This is a genomic window from Dysosmobacter sp. Marseille-Q4140, from assembly GCA_018228705.1.
Classification (GTDB): domain Bacteria; phylum Bacillota; class Clostridia; order Oscillospirales; family Oscillospiraceae; genus Oscillibacter.
On the sequence record CP073694.1, the window covers coordinates 1153769 to 1173348 of the forward strand.

General features: G+C 64.5%; 22 protein-coding genes. 8 read left to right on the forward strand and 14 right to left on the reverse strand.

The window, feature by feature from the left end:
- Positions 1–50 precede the first annotated feature (50 nt).
- From KFE19_05750 to KFE19_05780, 7 genes are all read right to left on the reverse strand, one after another.
- Positions 51–236 carry a hypothetical protein gene (locus KFE19_05750; GenBank protein ID QUO39010.1) on the reverse strand — a complete coding sequence of 62 codons (186 nt, stop codon included), beginning with the start codon at positions 234–236 and terminating at the stop codon, positions 51–53.
- A gap of 88 nt (positions 237–324) precedes the next feature.
- Positions 325–615 (reverse strand): permease of phosphate ABC transporter, encoded by a 291-nt coding sequence (locus KFE19_05755; GenBank protein ID QUO39011.1) that lies wholly within the window; start codon positions 613–615, stop codon positions 325–327.
- Positions 616–785: 170 nt separating this feature from the next.
- Positions 786–1427, reverse strand: a complete 642-nt coding sequence (locus tag KFE19_05760; protein QUO39012.1) for a helix-turn-helix transcriptional regulator — start codon at positions 1425–1427, stop codon at positions 786–788.
- 110 nt (positions 1428–1537) lie between these two features.
- The gene (gene rlmD, locus KFE19_05765; GenBank protein QUO39013.1) at positions 1538–2908 is read right to left on the reverse strand and encodes a 23S rRNA (uracil(1939)-C(5))-methyltransferase RlmD; all 1371 of its coding nucleotides are present in this window, start codon (positions 2906–2908) and stop codon (positions 1538–1540) included.
- 171 nt (positions 2909–3079) lie between these two features.
- On the reverse strand, positions 3080–3499 hold the full coding sequence (locus KFE19_05770; GenBank protein QUO39014.1) for a GNAT family N-acetyltransferase: 420 nt from the start codon (positions 3497–3499) through the stop codon (positions 3080–3082).
- A gap of 115 nt (positions 3500–3614) precedes the next feature.
- Positions 3615–4148, reverse strand: a complete 534-nt coding sequence (locus KFE19_05775; GenBank protein ID QUO39015.1) for a hypothetical protein — start codon at positions 4146–4148, stop codon at positions 3615–3617.
- A 54-nt stretch (positions 4149–4202) separates the two neighbouring features.
- Positions 4203–5804 (reverse strand): MBL fold metallo-hydrolase, encoded by a 1602-nt coding sequence (locus KFE19_05780; protein ID QUO39016.1) that lies wholly within the window; start codon positions 5802–5804, stop codon positions 4203–4205.
- 169 nt (positions 5805–5973) lie between these two features.
- On the opposite strand from KFE19_05780, the gene KFE19_05785 reads away from it, so the two are divergent.
- The 6 genes from KFE19_05785 (at position 5974) to KFE19_05810 (ending at position 14433) form a co-directional block, all read left to right on the forward strand.
- Positions 5974–7173, forward strand: coding sequence for a hypothetical protein (locus KFE19_05785; protein QUO39017.1), 1200 nt, complete (start codon positions 5974–5976; stop codon positions 7171–7173).
- The gene (locus KFE19_05790) at positions 7166–8347 is read left to right on the forward strand and encodes a hypothetical protein (GenBank protein QUO39018.1); all 1182 of its coding nucleotides are present in this window, start codon (positions 7166–7168) and stop codon (positions 8345–8347) included. Before KFE19_05785 ends, KFE19_05790 begins: the two co-directional genes overlap by 8 nt.
- Before the next feature lie 338 nt (positions 8348–8685).
- Positions 8686–11436 carry a preprotein translocase subunit SecA gene (gene secA, locus KFE19_05795; protein ID QUO39019.1) on the forward strand — a complete coding sequence of 917 codons (2751 nt, stop codon included), beginning with the start codon at positions 8686–8688 and terminating at the stop codon, positions 11434–11436.
- A 321-nt stretch (positions 11437–11757) separates the two neighbouring features.
- Complete coding sequence (locus KFE19_05800; protein QUO39020.1) at positions 11758–12018, forward strand: hypothetical protein; 261 nt, start codon at positions 11758–11760, stop codon at positions 12016–12018.
- 44 nt (positions 12019–12062) lie between these two features.
- Positions 12063–12860: a peptidoglycan editing factor PgeF gene (gene pgeF, locus KFE19_05805; protein ID QUO39021.1), complete on the forward strand. Its 798-nt coding sequence runs from the start codon at positions 12063–12065 to the stop codon at positions 12858–12860.
- A 34-nt stretch (positions 12861–12894) separates the two neighbouring features.
- Complete coding sequence (locus tag KFE19_05810; protein ID QUO39022.1) at positions 12895–14433, forward strand: ABC transporter substrate-binding protein; 1539 nt, start codon at positions 12895–12897, stop codon at positions 14431–14433.
- A 58-nt stretch (positions 14434–14491) separates the two neighbouring features.
- Here KFE19_05810 and KFE19_05815 read toward each other — a convergent pair whose 3' ends face one another.
- Positions 14492–14734: a GIY-YIG nuclease family protein gene (locus tag KFE19_05815; GenBank protein ID QUO39534.1), complete on the reverse strand. Its 243-nt coding sequence runs from the start codon at positions 14732–14734 to the stop codon at positions 14492–14494.
- 143 nt (positions 14735–14877) lie between these two features.
- Here KFE19_05815 and sigK point away from each other — a divergent pair, with 143 nt between their 5' ends.
- On the forward strand, positions 14878–15588 hold the full coding sequence (gene sigK / locus KFE19_05820; protein QUO39023.1) for an RNA polymerase sporulation sigma factor SigK: 711 nt from the start codon (positions 14878–14880) through the stop codon (positions 15586–15588).
- A 78-nt stretch (positions 15589–15666) separates the two neighbouring features.
- Here the strand turns inward: sigK and lexA are convergent, their stop codons facing one another.
- Complete coding sequence (lexA, locus tag KFE19_05825; GenBank protein ID QUO39024.1) at positions 15667–16257, reverse strand: transcriptional repressor LexA; 591 nt, start codon at positions 16255–16257, stop codon at positions 15667–15669.
- Positions 16220–16465, reverse strand: a complete 246-nt coding sequence (locus KFE19_05830; protein ID QUO39025.1) for a hypothetical protein — start codon at positions 16463–16465, stop codon at positions 16220–16222. The genes lexA and KFE19_05830 overlap by 38 nt, the downstream gene beginning before the upstream one ends.
- A gap of 38 nt (positions 16466–16503) precedes the next feature.
- On the opposite strand from KFE19_05830, the gene secG reads away from it, so the two are divergent.
- Complete coding sequence (gene secG, locus KFE19_05835) at positions 16504–16743, forward strand: preprotein translocase subunit SecG (protein ID QUO39026.1); 240 nt, start codon at positions 16504–16506, stop codon at positions 16741–16743.
- 42 nt (positions 16744–16785) lie between these two features.
- On the opposite strand, the gene KFE19_05840 is transcribed toward secG, so the two are convergent.
- The 4 genes from KFE19_05840 to KFE19_05855 all read right to left on the reverse strand — a co-directional run bounded on the left by KFE19_05840 (position 16786) and on the right by KFE19_05855 (position 19567).
- Positions 16786–17511, reverse strand: coding sequence for a polysaccharide deacetylase family protein (locus KFE19_05840; GenBank protein ID QUO39027.1), 726 nt, complete (start codon positions 17509–17511; stop codon positions 16786–16788).
- 130 nt (positions 17512–17641) lie between these two features.
- A complete protein-coding gene (locus tag KFE19_05845) occupies positions 17642–18058 on the reverse strand; it encodes a hypothetical protein (protein ID QUO39028.1) in 417 nt (138 codons plus the stop codon).
- Positions 18059–18207: 149 nt separating this feature from the next.
- Positions 18208–18552, reverse strand: a complete 345-nt coding sequence (gene rplQ, locus KFE19_05850) for a 50S ribosomal protein L17 (protein ID QUO39029.1) — start codon at positions 18550–18552, stop codon at positions 18208–18210.
- 64 nt (positions 18553–18616) lie between these two features.
- Complete coding sequence (locus KFE19_05855; protein ID QUO39030.1) at positions 18617–19567, reverse strand: DNA-directed RNA polymerase subunit alpha; 951 nt, start codon at positions 19565–19567, stop codon at positions 18617–18619.
- Positions 19568–19580 lie beyond the last annotated feature (13 nt).

The following is a 19580-nucleotide window of genomic DNA, read 5'->3' on the forward strand; positions in this document are numbered from 1 at the left end:
AAAACCGCCGGGTCCGCAAAAGCGGACCCGGCGGTTTTTCACCTGTTTTCTCAGTCGTACAGATCCTCGTCGGCGTAGTCGTCGTACTCCGAGCTGAATTTCTGGCTCAGCCGTTTCCTCATGCCGCAGCAGCCGACGGTCAGGTCATGCCACCCGCCGATCAGCAGGCAGACGAAAGCCGCCAGGGCCAGGCTGGCGCCGATGATCTTCATGACCATGCGTGCAGTTTTGCTCATAGGGGGGCTCCTCCTGTTCCGGATGTTCTCCTTCAAATTTCGATGGTGCCTTTATCATACACCGTTTTCCGGCGTTTTACAACTCCCCTCAGGGCGCGGCGGTGGGAATATCCTCCGTCAGGTCCACATCCGGGGGGTAGATGTCCTCGATAGGGGTCCGCAGACCCAGGAGATCCTGCAAAAAGCGGGCCATCAGGGGGATATAGGTGACCACGAACACTGCCGAGGCTGTCCAGGCCGCCGTCCGTTTCCGCCGTGCCGGCACCGCCAGGCCGATCAGCACGCCCATGGCGCAAAGGCACATCTTCAACAGCGCGATATCCCACCACTTGCAGCGCCGCAGATACCGCTCCGCCGCGGTGAATAAGCCGTTCATCATCGTCTCCGCCTCCCGTTCCGTATCCGGTCCCGCCGGGCATCGCCCCGGGCCGGTCCAAGTTGAGGTCATTGTACCACAGCCCGCCGGAAAAGAAAAGCCGCCGGAAAGGATTTTTCCGCGGGTTTTGCCCCGGAACTGCAGTTTCTCCGCTCCTCCGGGACTCCTGAGCCTCAGGTCCGCCCAAGCAGTCTGTCATATCTGCGCAGGGCGGCCAGCTCCGGATTTTCCGCAGCAGTCACCTCCAGAAACTCCGGCAGCCAGGCCTTGCAGATATCCTCCCGCACGATGGCCTGTCCGCCGTAAATGCGAAAGACCTCTGCGTCCAGCTGGCTGTTGAGGACCATAGGCTTACCCGACACCTTTGTGCACAGGGCCACGGCCTCTCTGGGCTTCACCGGCCGCAGTGCCCGAAGCTCCAGGCGGTGTTCCTTATCCGCCCAGCCGACCCACTGGGTCTGCCCGCCCATGAAGTCATCCCCCAGCTCGATCCAGTAATAGTCTTTGTCCTCCGAGATCTCGTAATCGTTCAGGCATTTGAGGTAATGGGCGTACAGCCTGTTGTATCCCTTCGCGCCTTTGAGTCTGCTCTCCCGCTCCAGCAGCTGCTGCTCATACCCTTTCAAGCCCAGCAGGTAATCTGCGGAGACGTTGAAAAAGGAGGCCAATTTTGCCAGACCATAGGTGTCCGGCCGCAGGCCCTTCTCATACCGCTGCACCGTCTTTTCGGCGACCTCCAGCTGCTCCGCCAGCTTCTCCTGGCTCAATCCGGCCGCCGTGCGCAGTTCTCTCACTTTCTTACCGAACGAATCCATAGGTTCTCCCTCCTTATGCTCCGTATGATACACGGATCTGCGGGAGATTGGTAGAGACACTTCTGTCGCCTTTCCCAAAAGGAATGAGATGCCGGGAGCTCTCCGCCCCCTCAGCTCCGGGCGGCGCCCGCAGCGGCCTGCCGCGCCAGCAGCGCCACGGTCTCCACATGGCGGGTGCCAGGGAACATGTCCACAGCGCAGGCCCGGGTGAGCGCATATCCGGCCTGGGCAAACAGCTTCACGTCCCGGCCCAGGGTGGCCGGGTCGCAGGAGACGTACACCACCCGGTCCGGCCCCATGGCCGCGATGGAGGCGATGACCTGCGGCGCCAGGCCCTTCCGGGGCGGGTCCACAGTGACCACGTCCGGCCGCAGGCCCTCCCCCTCCAGCCGGGCTGCCACATCGGCGGCGTCGCCGCAGAAGAAGTCCGCGTTTTCAATGCCGTTGCGCGCCGCGTTCTCCTCCGCGTCCTGAATGGCCTCCGGCACGATCTCCGCGCCGATGACCCGCCTGGCGGAGCCCGCCATGCACAATGTGATGGTGCCGATGCCGCAGTACAGGTCCAGCACCGTCTCCGTTCCCGTCAGGGCGGCAAATTCCAGGGCCTTGCCGTAGAGGACCTCCGTCTGGGCCGGGTTCACCTGATAGAACGACGGCACCGACAGCTTGAAGGTCAGTCCCCGCAGGGTGTCCATCAAATAGTCCTGGCCCCAGACGGTGCGGTACCGCTCCCCCAGGACCACGTTGCCCTTGCGGGTGTTGGAGTTGATGAGCACGCCCACGGTACCCGGCGCCGCCGCCCGGACCAGGGCCGCCAGCTCCGGCTCCCGGGGCACGCCCCGGCCGTTGACCACCAGGCAGCAAAGGCTCTCCCCCGCCCGGTTGACCCGGACGTAGACGTGGCGCACCAGGCCCTTGCCGGTTGTCTCGTCGTAAGCGGAGATTTTGTAGCGGCGCATCCAGGCGCGGACCGCCTCTGCGGTCCGGTCCGCCTCCGGCCGCTGGATCAGACACCGCTCCACCGCCACCACTTGGTGGCTCCGCTCCCGGAAAAAGCCGATGGCGCCGTCGGCGCCCACCGGGTACTGGCTCTTATTGCGGTAGTGGGTGGGGTCCTTGGCCCCCAGGATCTCCTCCACCTCCACGGCGGACCCGCCCAGGCGGGTGACGGCGTCCTGGACCCGCTGGCGCTTGGCCCGCAGCTCCTCCGGATAAGTCAGGTGCTGGAAGTCGCAGCCGCCGCAGCGGCCGTAATAGGGGCACTCCGGCTCCGCCCGCTCCGGGGAGGGGGCGTGGATCTTCACGATCTTCCCGGCGGCGGCAGTCTTCATGACCTTGGTGATCCTCAGATCCACCGTCTCGCCCCGGACGGCGCCGGGGACGAACACCACGGCCCCGTCCAGGCGGACGATGCCGTAGCCGTCGCTGGAGTAGCCCTCCACGGTGCCGGTATAAATGTGATTTTCTTGCAGTTTTTCCATTGGGAAACCTCTTGTTTCTCGCCCCGGAGGGGCGGGGATTCTTTTCGCTGTCCGGCGGGAGCGGCGGGGCTGCGGGAAGCCCGCGGTCATCCGCTCCTGTTCCCCTCGATGGGGAACCTGTATCAGCTGCCGGGGCCGCGTACCGCTCACAGGCAGATCCTTCGTCCGCCTTTACGGGCGCGTTGATGTTGAACAGTCTGATTCCGGGAGCCGCTCCATGGGGCGGTAGCGGATGCCGTCGGGAGCCAGCCGCTCCCGGTCCGTGGGGCGAAATCCCAGACGGCGGTAGATCTCCACGGCGTAGGGGGCGGCATTGACCGTCAGCGCCTCCGTTCGGCGGTCCTCCAGAAGCCGCGCCATCAGGGCCCGGCCCACCCCCCGGCGGTGATAGGCCGGATCCACGAAAAACAGCGCCACATGGTTCCCCTCCGCACCGAGGACGCCCGTCAGCACTCCGTTGTCAAAGGCGCCCAGCACCGTCAGGGCGTCCACTGTCTGCGCATCTTCGATATAGGACCGGAAGGCCGCCACGCCCTCCGGCGGGTAGTCCGGCGCCTCGAATTGCAGGAACACCCGCCAGCAAAGGGCCATGGCTTCCGGCTTTTTTCCCTGCTGAGGATCCGCAGTTCCATAGGACACTCTCCTCCACTGACTGCTGCGGCCCGGCGCTGGGCCGGGCCGCGATCAACGCTATTGGGGCCGCCTGTCACGCTTCCCCTCCGATGCCGGCAAAGAGCGCAGTCTCCGCCGACTGGGGGATCAGACCCAGCAGGCGGTACTCCACCTTCACCCGCCATGCCCCGGCGTCCTCCGTCAAAGGCTGCTCCACCAGCACCAGGGCGCCAAGCTCCCGGCTGCCCGCCGCAAACGACGCCGGCAGCTCTTTCAGGTCCGCCTGGGCATACTCCGCCAGCAGCGCCTGCCGGTCCTCGTAGATCCCGGCGCCGGGCCAAACATTTGTGGTCGCCAGATCGTACGCCAGGCTCTCCGGCTGCTCTGCCAGAGGATGGCCGTCCCCGTCGCAGAGCGTGATGTTCTCAATGGTATAGGGCAGCGTCCAGTCCAGGGGGCCCCGGTTATGCCACCGGATGTTGACCGATCCCAGCAGGCAGGGCTCCCCCGCCTGACAGTCCGCATTGAAGTTCGCCGCGCCTTCCGCCGTATACCCGGCGGGGCCGGAGAGTTTCATGCGGGGAGCGGTATACACCGCGCCGGCGGCCAGCAGCAGAACCGCCAGCAAAATAACAAGTGTGCGTTGCCTCCTGTTGCTGTCCATAACGGCTCCTTTCTCTGCTTACGCCTCCCACTTCTCCAGCAGCTGGCGCAGCTGGTCGGCAAAGCGGGCCAGGGACTTGTTGTCCCGTCCCTTGGAGCGCTTGATGGATTCCATGAGCAGGTTGCCCACGGCCACCAGCCGCTCGTAGGCGGCGCTGGCACGGGTGCCCGCCGCGGTCTTGGCCTTGCGCTCGGGCAGGTAGCCCCGGTCCACGACGGCGTCGGCGATCAGGTCGTAGACCTCCGTGTACTGGGGGGCGTGGGTGGTGAAGCCCAGGGCCTCCACGCTCTTGGCAAAGTAGGGTGCCACCTCCCGGTCGCCGTGGACCACGAACACGTGCTGGGGCTTGGGGGAACGGAAGGACTGGATCCAGGAGAGCAGATGGTCCCGGTCGGCGTGGGAGGAGAGGCCCTGGAAGTTGACGATCTGAGCGTGGACGGCGATCTCCTCGCCGAAGAGCCGGACGCTCTTGGTGCCCTCCAGGAGGCTCCGCCCCAGGGTGCCCTCCCCTTGGAAGCCCACGAACACCACGGTGCACTCCTCACGCCAGAGGTTGTGCTTGAGGTGGTGGCGGATGCGGCCCGCGTCGCACATGCCGGAGGCGGAGATGATGACCTTGGGGGTGGGGTCCATGTTCAATGCCTTGGACTCCTCGCTGGTCTCCGTCATGCGCAGGTTGGTGAAGTTGAACATATGGGTGCCGTCCTGCACCAGCTCCAGGGCCTCCTCGTCCAGGTAGCCGTGGAGGTCGCCGGTGAAAATGGTGGTGGCCTTCTTGGCAAGCGGCGAGTCGATGTACACCGGGAAGTCCGGGTTGCTCTTGACCATTCTGGCGTCCTTGATCTCCCGGATGAAGTACAAAAGCTCCTGGGTGCGGCCCACGGCGAAGGAGGGGATGATGACGTTGCCGCCTCTGGCGATGGTCTCGTCGATAATTTTCGCCAGATCGTCGGTATAGCTCCACACCTCCGTGTGGTTGCGGTCGCCGTAGGTGGACTCCATGACCACATAGTCCGCCCCGGTCAGGAGGGTGGGGTCCCGGATGATGGGCTGGTTGACGTTGCCGATGTCGCCGGAGAACACCAGCCGCTTGGTGACGCCGCCCTCCGTGGCGTCCACGATGATGGAGGCGGAGCCCAGCAGGTGGCCGGCGTCCACGAACTCCACCTTCACGCCCTCGCAGAGATCCACCGTCTCGCCGTACTCGCAGGTGGTCATGAACTCGTTCACCCGCTGGGCGTCCTCAATGGTGTACAGGGGGTCCACGTGGGGCGCGCCGGAGCGCTCGCCCTTGCGGTTTTTCCACTCGGCGTCGGACTCCTGGATGTGGGCGGAGTCCAGCAGCATGATCTCCAGCAGGTCGGCGGTGAGCCGGGTGGTGAGGATGCGGCCCTGGAACCCCTGCTTGATGAGCATGGGGATGCGGCCGGAGTGGTCGATGTGGGCGTGGGTCACCAGCACGGCGTCGATGGTATTGGCCGCGAAGGGGAACTCCTCGTTGGAGACCTCGTCCCGGCCCTGCTGCAGTCCGCAGTCCACCAGGATCCGCTTGCCATTGACTTCCAGACAGTGACAGCTGCCGGTCACGCACTGATCGGCGCCGAAAAAGCTCAGCTTCATGGGAGGTCCTCCTTCAAATTTCCGTCCCGGCCAACCGGGCCCGGGTCTTTTTGTCAGTTTAGCACAAACCCGCGCCGCTAGCAAGGGCCACAGGCGGGTAATTTGTAACCGTTTCCGCCTTGTATCGCCGCTCCGTTTCCGGTATGCTGGGGAAAAAGGAGGTGGGCCCATGGCGGAAAAACGGACACTGCTGATCCCGTCCCTGCTGGACGACTGGTTCCCCCTGCTGCAATACGCCTTCGCGTCGGAGCAGTGGGAGCCGGTGCTGCTGACGGAGGACGACCCGCAGCTGGCGGAGCTGGGCCTGCGGCACTTCCACAACGAGCTTTGCTACCCGGTGTTCCTGGTGGCGGGGCAGGTGCTCTCCGCCCTGCGGTCCGGGAACTACGATCCCGCCCGCACCGGCGTCCTCTTCGGCCAGGCCGGGGACGAGTGCCGGGGCTCCTGCGGCATCCGGCTGATGCGCAGGGTGCTGGACGGCCTGGGCTATGAGCAGGTGGCTCTGCTGAGCCTCAACGTCCGGGGCATCGACCGGGACACCGGCCTGCCCATCACCCCCTCCATGGTCCGGCGGGCCCTGGCCGCCGCCGTGTGGGGAGACACGCTGGCCCTGCTGCGCAACCAGACCCGGCCCTACGAGGCCGTGCCCGGCACTGCGGAGGCCCTGTGGCGTCAGTGGATGGACACCCTGGGGCAGGATCTGGCCCAGGACCGGAACCTGTTCCGCCGGGAGCTCCTGGTCCGCTGCCGGGAGATGGCGGCGTCCTTCCGGGCAGTAGAGACGGTCCCGCGGCCGGCGCAGAAGGTGGCCGTCGTGGGTGAGATCTATACGAAGTACTGCCGCCTGGGCAACTGGAATCTGGAGCGGTATCTGGCGGCGGAGCCCTGCGAGATCGCCGTGGGCGGCATCACCTGGTACGCCCTGTACTACATGGACACCCATATGCTCAAGGGCTCCGCGCCGCTGCGGCGGGTCTACCGGCTGCTGTTCCGGTACCTGTCCGGCATCCAGCGGGAGATGATCGCCATTTTGCGTGAGGCGGGCTACACCGCCCTGCCGCCCCTGCCGGAGCTCAAGCGCCAGGCGGAGGGCTACGCCCCCCTGCGGGTCGCCGTGGCGGACGGGTGGCTGATCGCCGCGGAGATCAACGGCTGGGCCCGGCTGGGCTACCGGAAAGTGCTGTGCATCCAGCCCTTCGCCTGCCTTCCCGGCCACATCTTCGGCAAGGGTCAGTACGCCGCACTCCAGCGCAAGCTGCCCCAAGCCCGGCTGGTGAGCGTGGACTACGACGCCAGCACCGGCCCCGGCACGGTCCAGAGCCGGATCCGGATGCTGCTGGATGAGCGGCTGGAGGATCCCCATGGCTGAGCGGACGCTGCTGATCCCCTCCCTGCTGGATGCCCACTACCCCCTGCTGCGGTGGGCCTTTGCCTCCCGGCAGTGGGACGTGGTTCTGCTGGAGGGGGACTGGCGGGAGCTGGAGCACCTGGGCCGGCGGTACGTCCACAACGACCTGTGCACGCCCTTCGTCCTCATCACCGGGCAGGTCCTCCACGCCCTGCGGTCCGGGAAATACGACCCGGAGCGGACCGGCGTGCTGGTGGCCCAGGCGGGGGACGCCTGCCGGGGCTCCTGCCTGATCCGGCTGCTGCGGCCCATTCTGGACAAGGCGGGCTTTTCCCAGGTGGCCCTGCTGAGCCTCAATGTCCGCAGGCTCGAGCGGAGCGCCGCCCTGCCGGTGGGGCCGGGGATGCTGCTCCGGGCCAGGGCCGCGCTGTTCTGGGGGGACGCGTTGTCCGCCATGGCCGCCCAGCGGCGGCCCCGGGAGACCGTTCCGGGCCGGACGGAGGACCTGCGGCAGCGGTGGCTGGCGGTTCTGGGAGAGGACCTGCGCCGGGGGCAGAACCTGTCGGACGGCGGCATCCTGCGCCGGTGCCGGGAGATGGCCGCCGACTTCCGGGCGGTGCCGGTGACGGACCGGCCCCTCCGGAAGGTGGGGCTGGCCGGAGACATCTACACGAAAAACTGCCGCCTGGGCAACCGGGACATGGTGGCCTATCTGGAAGCCCACGGCTGCGAGGTGGGCCTGAACGGCATCAGCTGGTATGCCCTGTACTACCTCGACACCCACCTGGACGTGTGGCCCCTGCCCGTGCGGCTGGGAGGCCGGGCTCTGGGGGCCTGGCTGGGCCGCACCCAGCGGCGGATGCTGGAGATCCTGCAGGACGCGGGCTTTTCCGCCCTGCCGCCCTACCGGCAGCTCAAGGAGCAGGCCAGGGGCCTGGCCCCCATGTCCTGCGCGCTTGGGGCCGGATGGCTCATGGCGGCGGAGATGGCCGGATGGGTCCGGTGCGGATACCGCAGAGTGCTGTGCTGCCAGTCCTTCGGGTGCCTGCCGGGCCACATCTGCGCCCGGGGCCAGTACGCCGCCCTCCAGCGCAAGCTCCCGGGGAGCCTGATCGTGGGCGTGGATTTCGACCCCTCCACCGGCGAGGGCACCGTGGCCAGCCGGGTGCGGATGCTGCTGGACACGGAGATCTAGGCGCGCTTCCCCGCCCGCTCCGGAGACGGATCCCGCCGGGCCGTTCCTTTGGAACGGCCCGGCCTTTGTCCTTTTTGATAGAAAACCGGCGGAAAAGGCCGGTCCGGGTCGGCGGTTTTGGTGGTTTTCCCGGTGGATTTGTGAACTTTTTTCGGAAAAGCCGTTTTTTCTTTGCAATCCTCGGGCAAGTGTGGTATGCTACTTTTGCTTTTGAGCGGGCACTTACTTATTCTATTTATGTCTGCCCGCCCATTTTCTCTGTCATTACCGCCTCTCCGGCGGTTTCATTCCGGCGCCGCCTGACCGCGGCGCCCAAAAGCGGAAAGGAAGTCAGAAACATGGGTCTGATGAAAACTCTCTTCGGAGATTACAGCTCCCGGGAGCTGAAATCCATTTATCCGGTGGTGGACAAGATCGAGTCCATGGCCGACGAGTACAAGGCCTTGACCGACGCCCAGCTCCAGGCCAAGACCGCCGAGTTCAAGGAGCGCCTGGCAAACGGCGAGACGCTGGACGATATCCTGCCGGAGGCCTTCGCCACCGTGCGGGAGGCCGCGGACCGGGTGCTGGGCCTGCGGCCCTACCGGGTCCAGCTGGTGGGCGGCATCGTGCTGCACCAGGGCCGCATCGCCGAGATGAAGACCGGTGAGGGCAAGACCCTGGTGGCCACCCTCCCCGCCTACCTCAACGCCCTGACGGGCCGGGGCGTCCACATCGTCACCGTCAACGACTATCTGGCCAAGCGCGACAGCGAGTGGATGGGCAAGGTCCACCGCTTCCTGGGGCTGAAGGTGGGTCTGATCGTCCACGGCCTCACCACCCCCGAACGGCAGAAGGCCTACGCCGCCGACATCACTTACGGCACCAACAACGAGATGGGCTTCGACTATCTCCGCGACAATATGTGCATCTACTCCACCGAGCTGGTCCAGCGGGGCCACGCCTTCGCCATCGTGGACGAGGTGGACTCCATCCTGATCGACGAGGCCCGGACCCCCCTCATCATCTCCGGCCAGGGGGACAAGTCCACCCAGCTGTACGACATGGCGGAGATGTTCGTCTCCCGCCTGAAAAAGCAGGTGGTGGTCCAGGTGGACAACAAGGAGGAAGAGGACACCGATACCGACGCCGACTACATCGTCGACGAGAAGGCCAAGACCGCCATGCTGACCGCCCGGGGCATTGCCAAGGCGGAGGAGTTCTTCCACGTGGAGAACCTGTCCGACCCGGAGAACACCACCCTCTCCCACCACATCAACCAGGCCATCAAGGCCCACGGCGTCATGAAGAAGGACATCGACTACGTGGTCAAGGACGGCGAGGTCATCATCGTGGACGAGTACACCGGCCGCCTCATGTTCGGCCGCCGGTACTCCAACGGATTGCACCAGGCCATCGAGGCCAAGGAGCACGTGACCGTGGCCAGCGAGAACAAGACCCTGGCCACCATCACCTTCCAGAACTACTTCCGCCTGTACGACAAGCTCTCCGGTATGACCGGTACCGCCATGACCGAGGCGGAGGAGTTCGGCACCATCTACAACCTGGACATCGTGGAGATCCCCACCAACCGCCCCAACCAGCGCCACGACCACCACGACGTGGTCTACAAGACCGAGGCGGGCAAGTACCGGGCGGTGATAGAGCGGATCAAGGCCTGCCACGAGAAGGGCCAGCCGGTATTGGTCGGCACCGTGTCCATCGAGAAGAACGAGCTTTTGAGCAAGCTCCTGGCCCGGGAGGGCATCGCCCACAGCCTGCTCAACGCCAAGAACCACGAGAAGGAAGCCGAGATCGTGGCCCAGGCCGGCAAGCTGGGCGCCGTCACCGTGGCCACCAACATGGCCGGCCGCGGCACCGACATCATGCTGGGCGGCAACGCCGAGTATCTGGCCACCGCCGATCTGCGCAAGGCCGGCTATGCCGAGGAGGTCATCACCGACGCCACCGGCTTCGCCGACACCGACAACGAGGAGATCCTGGCCGCCCGGAAGCTCTTCGCCGAGAAGATGGCCCAGCACAAGGCCCGCATCGCCGACGAGGCGGAAAAGGTCCGTGCCGCCGGCGGCCTGTTCATCATCGGCACCGAGCGCCACGAGTCCCGCCGCATCGACAACCAGCTCCGCGGCCGCGCCGGCCGTCAGGGCGACCCCGGCGAGACCCGGTTCTACCTGTCCCTGGAGGACGACCTGATGCGCCTGTTCGGCGGCGACCGCATCCAGAACATGATGGAGCGGTTCGATCTGGATGAGGACACCCCCATCGAGAACAAGATGCTGACGAAGGCCATTGAAAACGCCCAGACCACTGTGGAGTCCCGGAACTTCCAGTCCCGTAAGTCCGTGCTGGAGTACGACGACGTCATGAACAAGCAGCGCGAGATCATCTACGATCAGCGCCGCCAGGTGCTGGACGGCAAGGACATCAAGGAGACCATTCTCTCCATGCTGCGCTCCACCATCTCCGACCACGTGGCCATGGCCTTCGGTGAAAACCAGGCTCTGGACGCCGCCGGCGTCCGGGAGATGCTGCGGGGCCTGGACGGCCTGTATTTCCCCAAGGGCACCTTCCACTTCACCGAGGCGGACCTGGCGGATAAGACCGAGCAGGACTTCACCGACCTGTTCTGCGCCGCCGCGGAAAAGACCTACGAGGCCAAGGAGACGGAGATCACCGCACCCATCATGCGGGAGCTGGAGCGGGTCATCCTGCTGCGGGTCGTGGACGAGTACTGGATGGACCACATTGACGCCATGGATGACCTCAAACAGGGCATCCGCCTGCGGGCCTACGCCAACACCGACCCCGTCATCGCCTACAAGCAGGAGTCTCTCACCATGTTCGAGGAGATGGTGGCGGCCATCCAGGCCGAGACCGTCCGCCGGATGTTCTCCGTCCGTCTCAAGACCAACGAGGAGGTCAAGCGGGAGCGGGTGGCCAAGGGCATGGTGGAAAACGTGGGCGGCGACGGTACCGCGCCCAAGAAGCAGCCTGTGAAGGTCACCAAGATCGGCCGCAACGACCCCTGCCCCTGCGGCAGCGGTCTCAAGTGGAAGAAGTGCACCTGCAAGGACTACCATCCTGATTGACCCGGTGCCGGGGCCGATGCGAGCGGACGCGAACCGCGCCGTCAGGCGCGTCCAAGCGTTTTGAGGCACGGCGGCAAAACCTTGCCGCAGGCAGGCTCCGCTGCTTTTCCCCTCGCCTCCCCCGCCGCCGGCGGCGCCGTGTCGCCGGTGTGCGCGTCCCCCGGCCGCGCGGGTCGGGGAATGTCCGGCAGGGGTGCCCTGACGAATATGGTCCCGTTTTTTTGCTTCCGCTGAACGCAGAAGCCAGCGTACGTTTCAGCGCCCCCTGTTCTCCAACTGCCGGAGGGCAGGGGGCGGTTTCTATGAGAGGAGCGCCGTCAAATGCACAAAGACAACGAATCTGCCAAACTGCTGCGCAGCATCCAGAACATGGTATTCGGCATCGGGCTCATGGTGTTTTCCCTGGGGCTGTGCTTTTTCGCCGCCCTGTTCGGCGGGGTCTTTTCCGGGCAGGGCAGCCTTGCTGCCGTGATCGTGGTGCTGCTGTACGCGGCACCCGTTGTGTTCCTGATCGGTGCCATCTGGTGGTTCGGCTCCCGGCGGCTGGCCGATCCGGTGAACGATCCCCAGACCCCCTCCTGACGGCCGGTCCGGCCGCTCTCCACACTGACGCAAAGGAGCTTTCTATGCCTTTTTCCACTCATGAAGAAAACGGTCTTGTCCTTCTGACCTCCTCCCTGCTGGGCGGCGTGCGCCACGCCTTCTCCACCCGGCCGGGCGGCGTCTCCCCCGCGCCCTGGGACTCCCTGAACCTGGGACCCGGCCGAGGCGATGCGCCGGAGAACGTGGCGGAGAACTACCGCCGCTTCTTCGCCTGCCTGGGGGCGGACGAGCACCGGGCGGTGCTGAGCAAGCAGGTCCACGAGGCCACTGTCCGCACCGTCACCGCCGCCGACGCCGGCAAGGGTCTGGTCCGGCCCCGGGACTACGAGGCCGACGCCCTGATCACCAATGAACGGGATCTGCCTCTGGTGGTCTTTTCCGCCGACTGCGGCATTTTGCTGCTTCACGACCCGGTCACCGGCTGCGCCGGTGCAGTCCATGCCGGGTGGCGGGGCTGCGCCGCCGGGATCGTGGAAAAAACCGCAAGAGAACTGTGCCGGGTCTTTGGCGCAAAACCGGAAAACCTGCTGGCCGCCGTGGGCCCCTGCATCGGCCAGTGCTGCTTCGAGACGGACGGCGACGTGCCGGAGGCCATGACGGCGGCCCTGGGGGACGCCGCGGCGCCTTATCTGGAGCGCCGGGGCCCCAAGTGGCACGTGGATCTGACGGGGCTCAACCGCCTGTGGCTGCTGCGGGCGGGCCTGGCGCCGGAGCACATCGACCTGTGCGGCCTGTGCACCGCCTGCCGCCGGGACTGGTTCTGGTCCCATCGGAAAATGGGCCAGGCCCGGGGCGCTCAGGTGGCGGTCATCATCCTGTGAGGGAGCGAATCTGTTCAGGAAAGGCGGAGAGCCGATGAAAATGCGTATCCTATCCCTGCTTTTGGCCGGATTGCTCCTGCTGTCTCTGACAGGCTGCTGGGAGGAGGACCCGGCGGATATGAGCACCTCTCTGATCCCCGGAGAGCTGGAGGATGAGACAGCCCAGGAAGAAGAGGCAGAAGTCCTGCTTCCCCTGTCCTTCTCCCTGCCCTACGACGCCGGCAAGACCCTGGACCCCATCACCTGCGCCGACGGGATGCAGCAGGTGGTCGGCTCCCTTCTGTACGAGGGGCTTTTTGAGCTGGACACCCAGCTGGAGCCACAGCCCTGCCTGTGCGAGCGCTACACCTATGATCCGGAGACCTTTACCTATGTCTTTACCCTTCGCTCCGGCGTGCAGTTCTCCGACGGCTCCGCCCTGACCGCCGCCGATGTCACGAAGGCCCTGTGGCGAGCCAAAAGCTCCCAGCGCTACGGTGCCCGTCTGGCTCAGATGACCTCTGCCGCTGCCGGGGAAGGCACGGTCACCGTGATCCTGGCCGGTGCCAACACCGGCTTCCCCTCCCTGCTGGACATCCCTATCGTCAAGTCCGGCACGGAGGGAGAACTGGTCCCGGTGGGAACCGGCGCCTATTATTACGCTCAGGATGATGCCGGTCCCTGCCTGCTGGCCAACAGCAGCTGGTGGCGGGGCACCGAGCAGCCGGTGGAACGGATTGGTCTGTCCTCCGCAGTGGACCGGGAGTCCATGCTCTATCAGTTCACCTCCCATGACGTCCAGCTGCTCACAGCCGATCTCACCGGCAGCGACCCCATCAGCGCTACCGGCAATGTCAGCTTCCAGGACGCCGACACCACCATTTTCCAATATCTGGGGCTCAACACCACCCGGGAGCCCTTCAACAATGCCGCCGTGCGGCGCGCGTTCAGCCAGGGAGTCAACCGTGCCGCCCTGACCAGCGCCTTCCTCTCCGGCCACGCCCTGCCGGCCCAGTTCCCGGTCTCCCCGGTGTCACCCCTGTATCCGGAGGAGCTGGAGCAGACGTACGTCTATGACGATTTTGCCCAGGCGCTGGGCGAGGCGGTGAACAGCCGCACCTGGACCCTGACTCTGCTGGTAAATGAGGAAAACAGCTTCAAGGTCTCCGCCGCGAAATACCTGGCCCAGACCCTCTCCGCCTCCGGCGTGACTATCGAGGTCAAGGCCCTGCCCTGGGCGGAGTATACCGCCGCCCTGACCGCGGGGAATTTTGATCTGTACTACGGTGAGGTCAAGCTCACCGCTGACTGGGATCTGCGCCCGCTGCTGGCCATCGGGGGCTCCCTGAACTACGGCGGCTGGGCCAGCGAAACCACCAACAGCCTTCTGGCAGCCTACGCCTCCGCCACGGACCGGAGCACCGCCATGGAAGCCCTGTGCCGCCATCTGCAGCAGCAGGCGCCCCTGATCCCCGTGTGCTTCAAGTCTACCTCCGTGCTGGTTCAGGCCGGCGTGGTGGAGGGGCTGACACCTACCATGACCAATCCCTTTTACGAGCTGTCCTCCTGTGTCATCCACCTGCGGGAGGGCTGAGTGCCAAACAAACGTCCCCCAGCACGGATAAACCCGTGCCGGGGGATCTCTTTTTGACTCAGTTCGTCACTCCGGACGATGCGGCGATCAGCTCCAGCTTCTGCGCCCGGGACAGATGCTTGATGGCCGCCTCCCGGCGCAGGGCGGCGGACCAGTCCGACGCTTCCTCCCGGTAGACCAGCTCCACCGGCAGGCGGCTGCGGGTGTATTTGGCGCCCCGGCCGCTCTGGTGGGCAGCCAGCCTCCGGTCCAGATCCGTGGTGGAGCCGGTATATAAAGAGCCGTCGGCGCAGCGGAGCATATAGACAAAGCAGGCCACGGCGCACCTCCCTTCCCTGGCGCAGGTGTTTTCCCCAGTATACCACCGCAGCTGCCGCCGGGCAAAGGCTTTTTGCGGGCATGGGGACTGCCCCGGACCGCATAGAAATGGGCGGGAGGGATTTTATGCTGTCTGCTGCACTGCTGCTGTTTGCCAATACACTGCTGTTCTCCCTGCGCCTGTCCGGAAGCGGCTCGTTCCCCAAGCCGCTGTCCGCTGCGGAAGAACGGGAGTATCTGGAGAGATACGCCAAGGGGGACCGCGCCGCCCGGGACGTGCTGATTGAGCGAAACCTGCGATTGGTGGCCCATATCATCAAAAAATACTACACCCAGAGCGCCGACCAGGAGGACCTGATCTCAATTGGAACCATCGGATTGATCAAGGGCATCACCAGCTTCAACCCGGACAAGGGGGCAAGGCTGGCCACCTACGCCGCCCGGTGCATCGAAAACGAGATCCTCATGTATTTCCGCAGCCAGCGCAAGCTCCAGGGTGAGGTGTCCCTGTCAGAGTCCATCGAGACCGACAAGGAGGGCAACGCCCTGCAGCTGATGGACATCGTGGGTGTAGACGACACCATGCTGGACGACATCCACGACCGGGACAGCGCCCTGCAGCTGCGGCGTCTGATCCGGGAGAACCTGACACCCCGGGAGGCGGAGATCGTCCGCCTGCGCTACGGACTGGGCGGCACAGTGCCCCTGACCCAGCGGGAGATCGCCACCTCCTTCGGCATCAGCCGCAGCTATGTATCCCGCATCGAGAAGCGGGCGCTGGAGAAGCTGCGCGCGCAGCTGCAGGAAGCTCCGGCGCCCCGGCACCACCGGCCCTAAGGATTTCCACCAGTTTAAGAATACAGAGGGGACAGCAGTGACGCTGCTGTCCCCTCTGTATTCGGATTTTGTCGTATTTCAGTATCGGCGGATCACCGCCGCCACCTTCCCCAAGATCTGGGCATAGGTCCCGTCAATGGGAGAGTAGGCGTCGTTTTCCGGCATCAGCCAGGTACGGCCGTTCTTCCGGGACAGGCGCTTGACCGTGGCCTCGTCCTCGATCATGGCCACCACGATCTCGCCGTTGTTGGCCGTCTCCTGGCGTCGCACCACCACCAAATCCCCGGGCAGGATACCGGCGCCCAGCATGGACTCGCCCCGGACACGCAGGGCAAAGAACTCCCCGCTGCGGCCGCCGGTGTCGAAGGTCAGATAGTCCTCGATGCACTCCTGGGCCAGAATGGGGCTGCCGGCGGCTACATTGCCCACAATGGGCACCTTGTCCTCCGGCAGCGGCGGAGCCGTCAGAGTGATAGTGCGGCCCTTCCCGGCGCCCTTTTCGATGACGCCGGCCTCCTCCAGGTGCTTCAGATGGAAGTGGACCGTGGAGGGGGACTTCAGCCCCACCGCCTCCCCGATCTCCCGCACGGAGGGCGGATACCCCCGGCTCCGAATATAGGATACCAAAAAATCATAGATCTGCTGCTGCATTTTGGATAGCTCCGCCATGGCGACCTCCTGTTCCCGCTGGGTCCGTCATTGTTGCATCTTGATTGTAACACATCCTTCGGCGAGATGCAAACATTTGTTCCATTTTCTTCCGACTTTTTTTGTTTTTGGGAAACTCAGCTGCTCTTCCCGCATCGCTTTTTGAAAAATCCCCTTGAAATAGGGAAAAAACTATGCTATCATATATATCTGTGAAATCACTGCTCATGCACATTGCATGGCTGAAAATGCTGGAGGTTGACCCCTATGGACGCTTTGGTTCTCGTTATCACGATTCTGCAGCTGCTCTGCGGCCTGGCCATTATTCTGATTGTGCTGTTCCAGTCCGGCAAGAGCGCCGGCCTGTCCGGCGCCATCGGCGGCGTAGCCGATTCCTTCCTGGCCAAGAACAAGGCCCGCACTCTGGACGCCAAGCTGGCCCGGGCCACCAAGTGGGTCGGCGCCCTGTTCCTGGTGCTGACCCTGGCGCTGCTGATCTTGATGTAAGTAGCAAAAAAGAACGCCCAGAGGGCGTTCTTTTTTTGTTTCTCAGTGGTCACCGGAGCAATACAGCACCCCGTTTTCCGGTTCGATGCCGTTGAGGGCCAACAGCTCCCGGACCGTCACCAGCTCATATCCCTCCTGGCGCAGTCGGTCCACCAGCCGCAGTGCCGCCTCCACAGAGGAGGGATAGATGTCGTGGAGCAGGATGATGGAGTTGGGCTCCACCGCCTCCATCACCGCCTGGACCACCTGATCCGCGTTCAGGCTTTCCCAGTCCCGGGGATCCACGGACCACTTCACCATGGGTACAGTCACCGTTCCTCGTACCGTCTCGTCCACACCACCGTAGGGCGGGCGCACCCAGTACTCCCCCGGTCCCAGGAGCTCCCGCAGCAGCCGATCCGTCTGCCCCACCTCCTGGCTGATAAGGGCGGCGTCAGCCCCTTCCAGCCGGGTGTGGTTCCAGGTGTGATTGCCCACCTGATGTCCCTCTGCGGCCATTCTCTCCACCAGAGCCTGGTTGGCCTCAATCTGGCGGCCGATGAGAAAAAAGGTGGCGCTGGCTCTCCGCTCCAGGAGACCGTCCAGCAGCACGTCAGTCGTGCCGGCCTTGGGACCATCATCAAAGGTCAAGGCCACATACTTCTCCCCTGCCGGAAGCTGAGCGCCGCCGGCTGCCGGCTGTGCGCTATCCTCCCCCGGGCAAGTCCCGCACAGGGCCGCCGCCATGGCCAACGCGGCCAGGAGGCACAAAAAACGTTGTTTTCCCATCCGCATCCATTCCTCCGTCATTGTCCCGGTTAGTTTGCGCAGAGGGAAGAAAAATACTGCTGTCAAAAACTGCGCAAAAAAAGCGGCCCTTTGGGCCGCTTTTGAGCGAGTACAGATGCGAGCCGGGGGCTCAAAGGAAAAACAGGATCCGAGGCAGCAGATTGAAGAGCATGATGAGAATGAGGATCCACACAAGGATTCCGACGGGATTCTTTCCCTGCTGCCGGCTCTGTCTACGGTCCCGGCTCTGGATGCCGGCCGTCGGGGCCGGTCTGGATGCCGTGGGGCGGGACACGGTGCGCTGGATGCGCTGGACACTCTTATCCAGGCCGATCCGGCGGCGCTCCCGCTTTTCCTCGTGGAGCTCCTGGTGGACGAAGGAACCCGCGTGGTTGGCCTCGTTAATGCCGTCCACCCGGACCACGGAGCCGTCCGCGCCGATCCGCAGGCTCCGCTGGGGCTGATTGAAGGCCCCGCAGTTGGGACAGAAGCAGTCCTCGTCATAGTTGTAGGACTTTCCGCAGTCATAGCACCGCACTCTCCGCATTTCCCGCACCTCCTCTGTTTGCCTTTATCTTATCACAGGGGCCCAGGAAAAGCAAATCCTCTTCCCCCCTGCCGCAATACGGCAAAAAGCCCTTTGCAATGCGCCTAGGTCCGCATTGCAAAGGGCTTTTCTCGCCTTGAATATGAAATTTATTTCACCAGTTCGATGATGGCGGTCTCAGCAGCGTCGCCGCGGCGGATGCCGGTGCGCACGATGCGGGTGTAGCCGCCGTTGCGCTCTGCATAGCTGGGAGCGATCTCCTTGAACAGCTTCTTGCAGACATCCTCACGGGTGATGAAGCTCATGGCCTGCCGATAGGCGGCCAGGTCGCTCTTCTTGCCGAGGGTGATCATCTTCTCAGCCAGGGGCTTGATCTCCTTGGCACGGGTGACGGTGGTCTCCATCTTGCCGTGGTCCAGGAAATCCGTGACCTGCTGACGCAGCATCGCCATGCGCTGCTCAGAGGTCTTGCCGAGCTTACGAGTTCCGGGCATTTCGGTCTTCCTCCTTCAAAGGGATTTTGGTGAGCCGGGGGCTGCCGCCCCGCGGCGTTTAAAATCAGTTGTTTTCTTCGTCGGCCAGGTGGAGCCCCATCATGGCCAGCTTGTTGATGACCTCTTCCAGGGACTTGCGGCCCAGGTTGCGGACCTTCATCATCTCGTCCTCGGTCTTGGAGATCAAGTCCTCGACGGTGTTGATGTTGGCGCGCTTGAGGCAGTTGAAGCTGCGGACGGAGAGGTCCAGCTCCTCGATGGTCAGCTCCAGCACCTTGTCCCGCTGGGCCTCGGCCTTCTCCACCACGGTGGGCTTGCTGCCCACGTTCTCGCTGAGGTCGGTGAAGAGGGTGAAGTGGTCGCACAGGATCTTGGCGCCCAGGGACACGGCGTCCCGGGCGGAGATGGTGCCGTCGGTCCAGACCTCCAGCGTCAGCTTGTCGAAGTCGCTGGAAGCGCCCACGCGGGTGGGCTCCACGGTGTAGTTCACCTTATACACAGGGGTGTAAATAGAGTCCACGGCGATGGTGCCGATGATGTTCTGCTGGGGCTTGTTGCGGTCGGCGGGCACATAGCCCCGGCCGTGGGAGAGGGTGATCTCCATATTGAGCGTGGCGCCGTTGTCCAGAGTGGCAATGTGCATCTCCGGGTTCAGCACCTCCACCTCACCGTCGGCCTTGATGTCGCCGGCAGTGACCTCGCAGGGGCCCACCGCTTCGATATAGACCGTTTTCACAGTCTCGCTGTGCAGCTTGGTCAGGAGGCCTTTCACATTCAGAACGATCTCCGTCACGTCTTCCTTCACACCGGGAATGGTGGAGAACTCATGCTGGACGCCGGCGATCTTGATGGTGGTCGGCGCGGTGCCAGGCAGAGAGGAAAGCATAATCCGACGGAGCGCGTTGCCCAGGGTCGTGCCGTATCCGCGCTCCAGCGGCTCCACCACATACTTGCCGTAGGTGGCGTCGCCCGGGGTCTCGATACACTCGATCTGGGGCTTTTCAATTTCGATCATGCAGTTGCCCTCC

Coding starts and splice junctions, on each gene's coding strand:
- KFE19_05750 (QUO39010.1), bottom strand. CDS start 236: ATGAGCAAAACTGCACGCATGGTCATGAAGATCATCGGCGCCAGCCTG.
- KFE19_05755 (QUO39011.1), bottom strand. CDS start 615: ATGATGAACGGCTTATTCACCGCGGCGGAGCGGTATCTGCGGCGCTGC.
- KFE19_05760 (QUO39012.1), bottom strand. CDS start 1,427: ATGGATTCGTTCGGTAAGAAAGTGAGAGAACTGCGCACGGCGGCCGGA.
- rlmD (QUO39013.1), bottom strand. CDS start 2,908: ATGGAAAAACTGCAAGAAAATCACATTTATACCGGCACCGTGGAGGGC.
- KFE19_05770 (QUO39014.1), bottom strand. CDS start 3,499: ATGGCCCTTTGCTGGCGGGTGTTCCTGCAATTCGAGGCGCCGGACTAC.
- KFE19_05780 (QUO39016.1), bottom strand. CDS start 5,804: ATGAAGCTGAGCTTTTTCGGCGCCGATCAGTGCGTGACCGGCAGCTGT.
- KFE19_05785 (QUO39017.1), top strand. CDS start 5,974: ATGGCGGAAAAACGGACACTGCTGATCCCGTCCCTGCTGGACGACTGG.
- KFE19_05790 (QUO39018.1), top strand. CDS start 7,166: ATGGCTGAGCGGACGCTGCTGATCCCCTCCCTGCTGGATGCCCACTAC.
- secA (QUO39019.1), top strand. CDS start 8,686: ATGGGTCTGATGAAAACTCTCTTCGGAGATTACAGCTCCCGGGAGCTG.
- KFE19_05800 (QUO39020.1), top strand. CDS start 11,758: ATGCACAAAGACAACGAATCTGCCAAACTGCTGCGCAGCATCCAGAAC.
- pgeF (QUO39021.1), top strand. CDS start 12,063: ATGCCTTTTTCCACTCATGAAGAAAACGGTCTTGTCCTTCTGACCTCC.
- KFE19_05810 (QUO39022.1), top strand. CDS start 12,895: ATGAAAATGCGTATCCTATCCCTGCTTTTGGCCGGATTGCTCCTGCTG.
- KFE19_05815 (QUO39534.1), bottom strand. CDS start 14,734: ATGCTCCGCTGCGCCGACGGCTCTTTATATACCGGCTCCACCACGGAT.
- sigK (QUO39023.1), top strand. CDS start 14,878: ATGCTGTCTGCTGCACTGCTGCTGTTTGCCAATACACTGCTGTTCTCC.
- lexA (QUO39024.1), bottom strand. CDS start 16,257: ATGGCGGAGCTATCCAAAATGCAGCAGCAGATCTATGATTTTTTGGTA.
- KFE19_05830 (QUO39025.1), bottom strand. CDS start 16,465: ATGAGCAGTGATTTCACAGATATATATGATAGCATAGTTTTTTCCCTA.
- secG (QUO39026.1), top strand. CDS start 16,504: ATGGACGCTTTGGTTCTCGTTATCACGATTCTGCAGCTGCTCTGCGGC.
- KFE19_05840 (QUO39027.1), bottom strand. CDS start 17,511: ATGGGAAAACAACGTTTTTTGTGCCTCCTGGCCGCGTTGGCCATGGCG.
- KFE19_05845 (QUO39028.1), bottom strand. CDS start 18,058: ATGCGGAGAGTGCGGTGCTATGACTGCGGAAAGTCCTACAACTATGAC.
- rplQ (QUO39029.1), bottom strand. CDS start 18,552: ATGCCCGGAACTCGTAAGCTCGGCAAGACCTCTGAGCAGCGCATGGCG.
- KFE19_05855 (QUO39030.1), bottom strand. CDS start 19,567: ATGATCGAAATTGAAAAGCCCCAGATCGAGTGTATCGAGACCCCGGGC.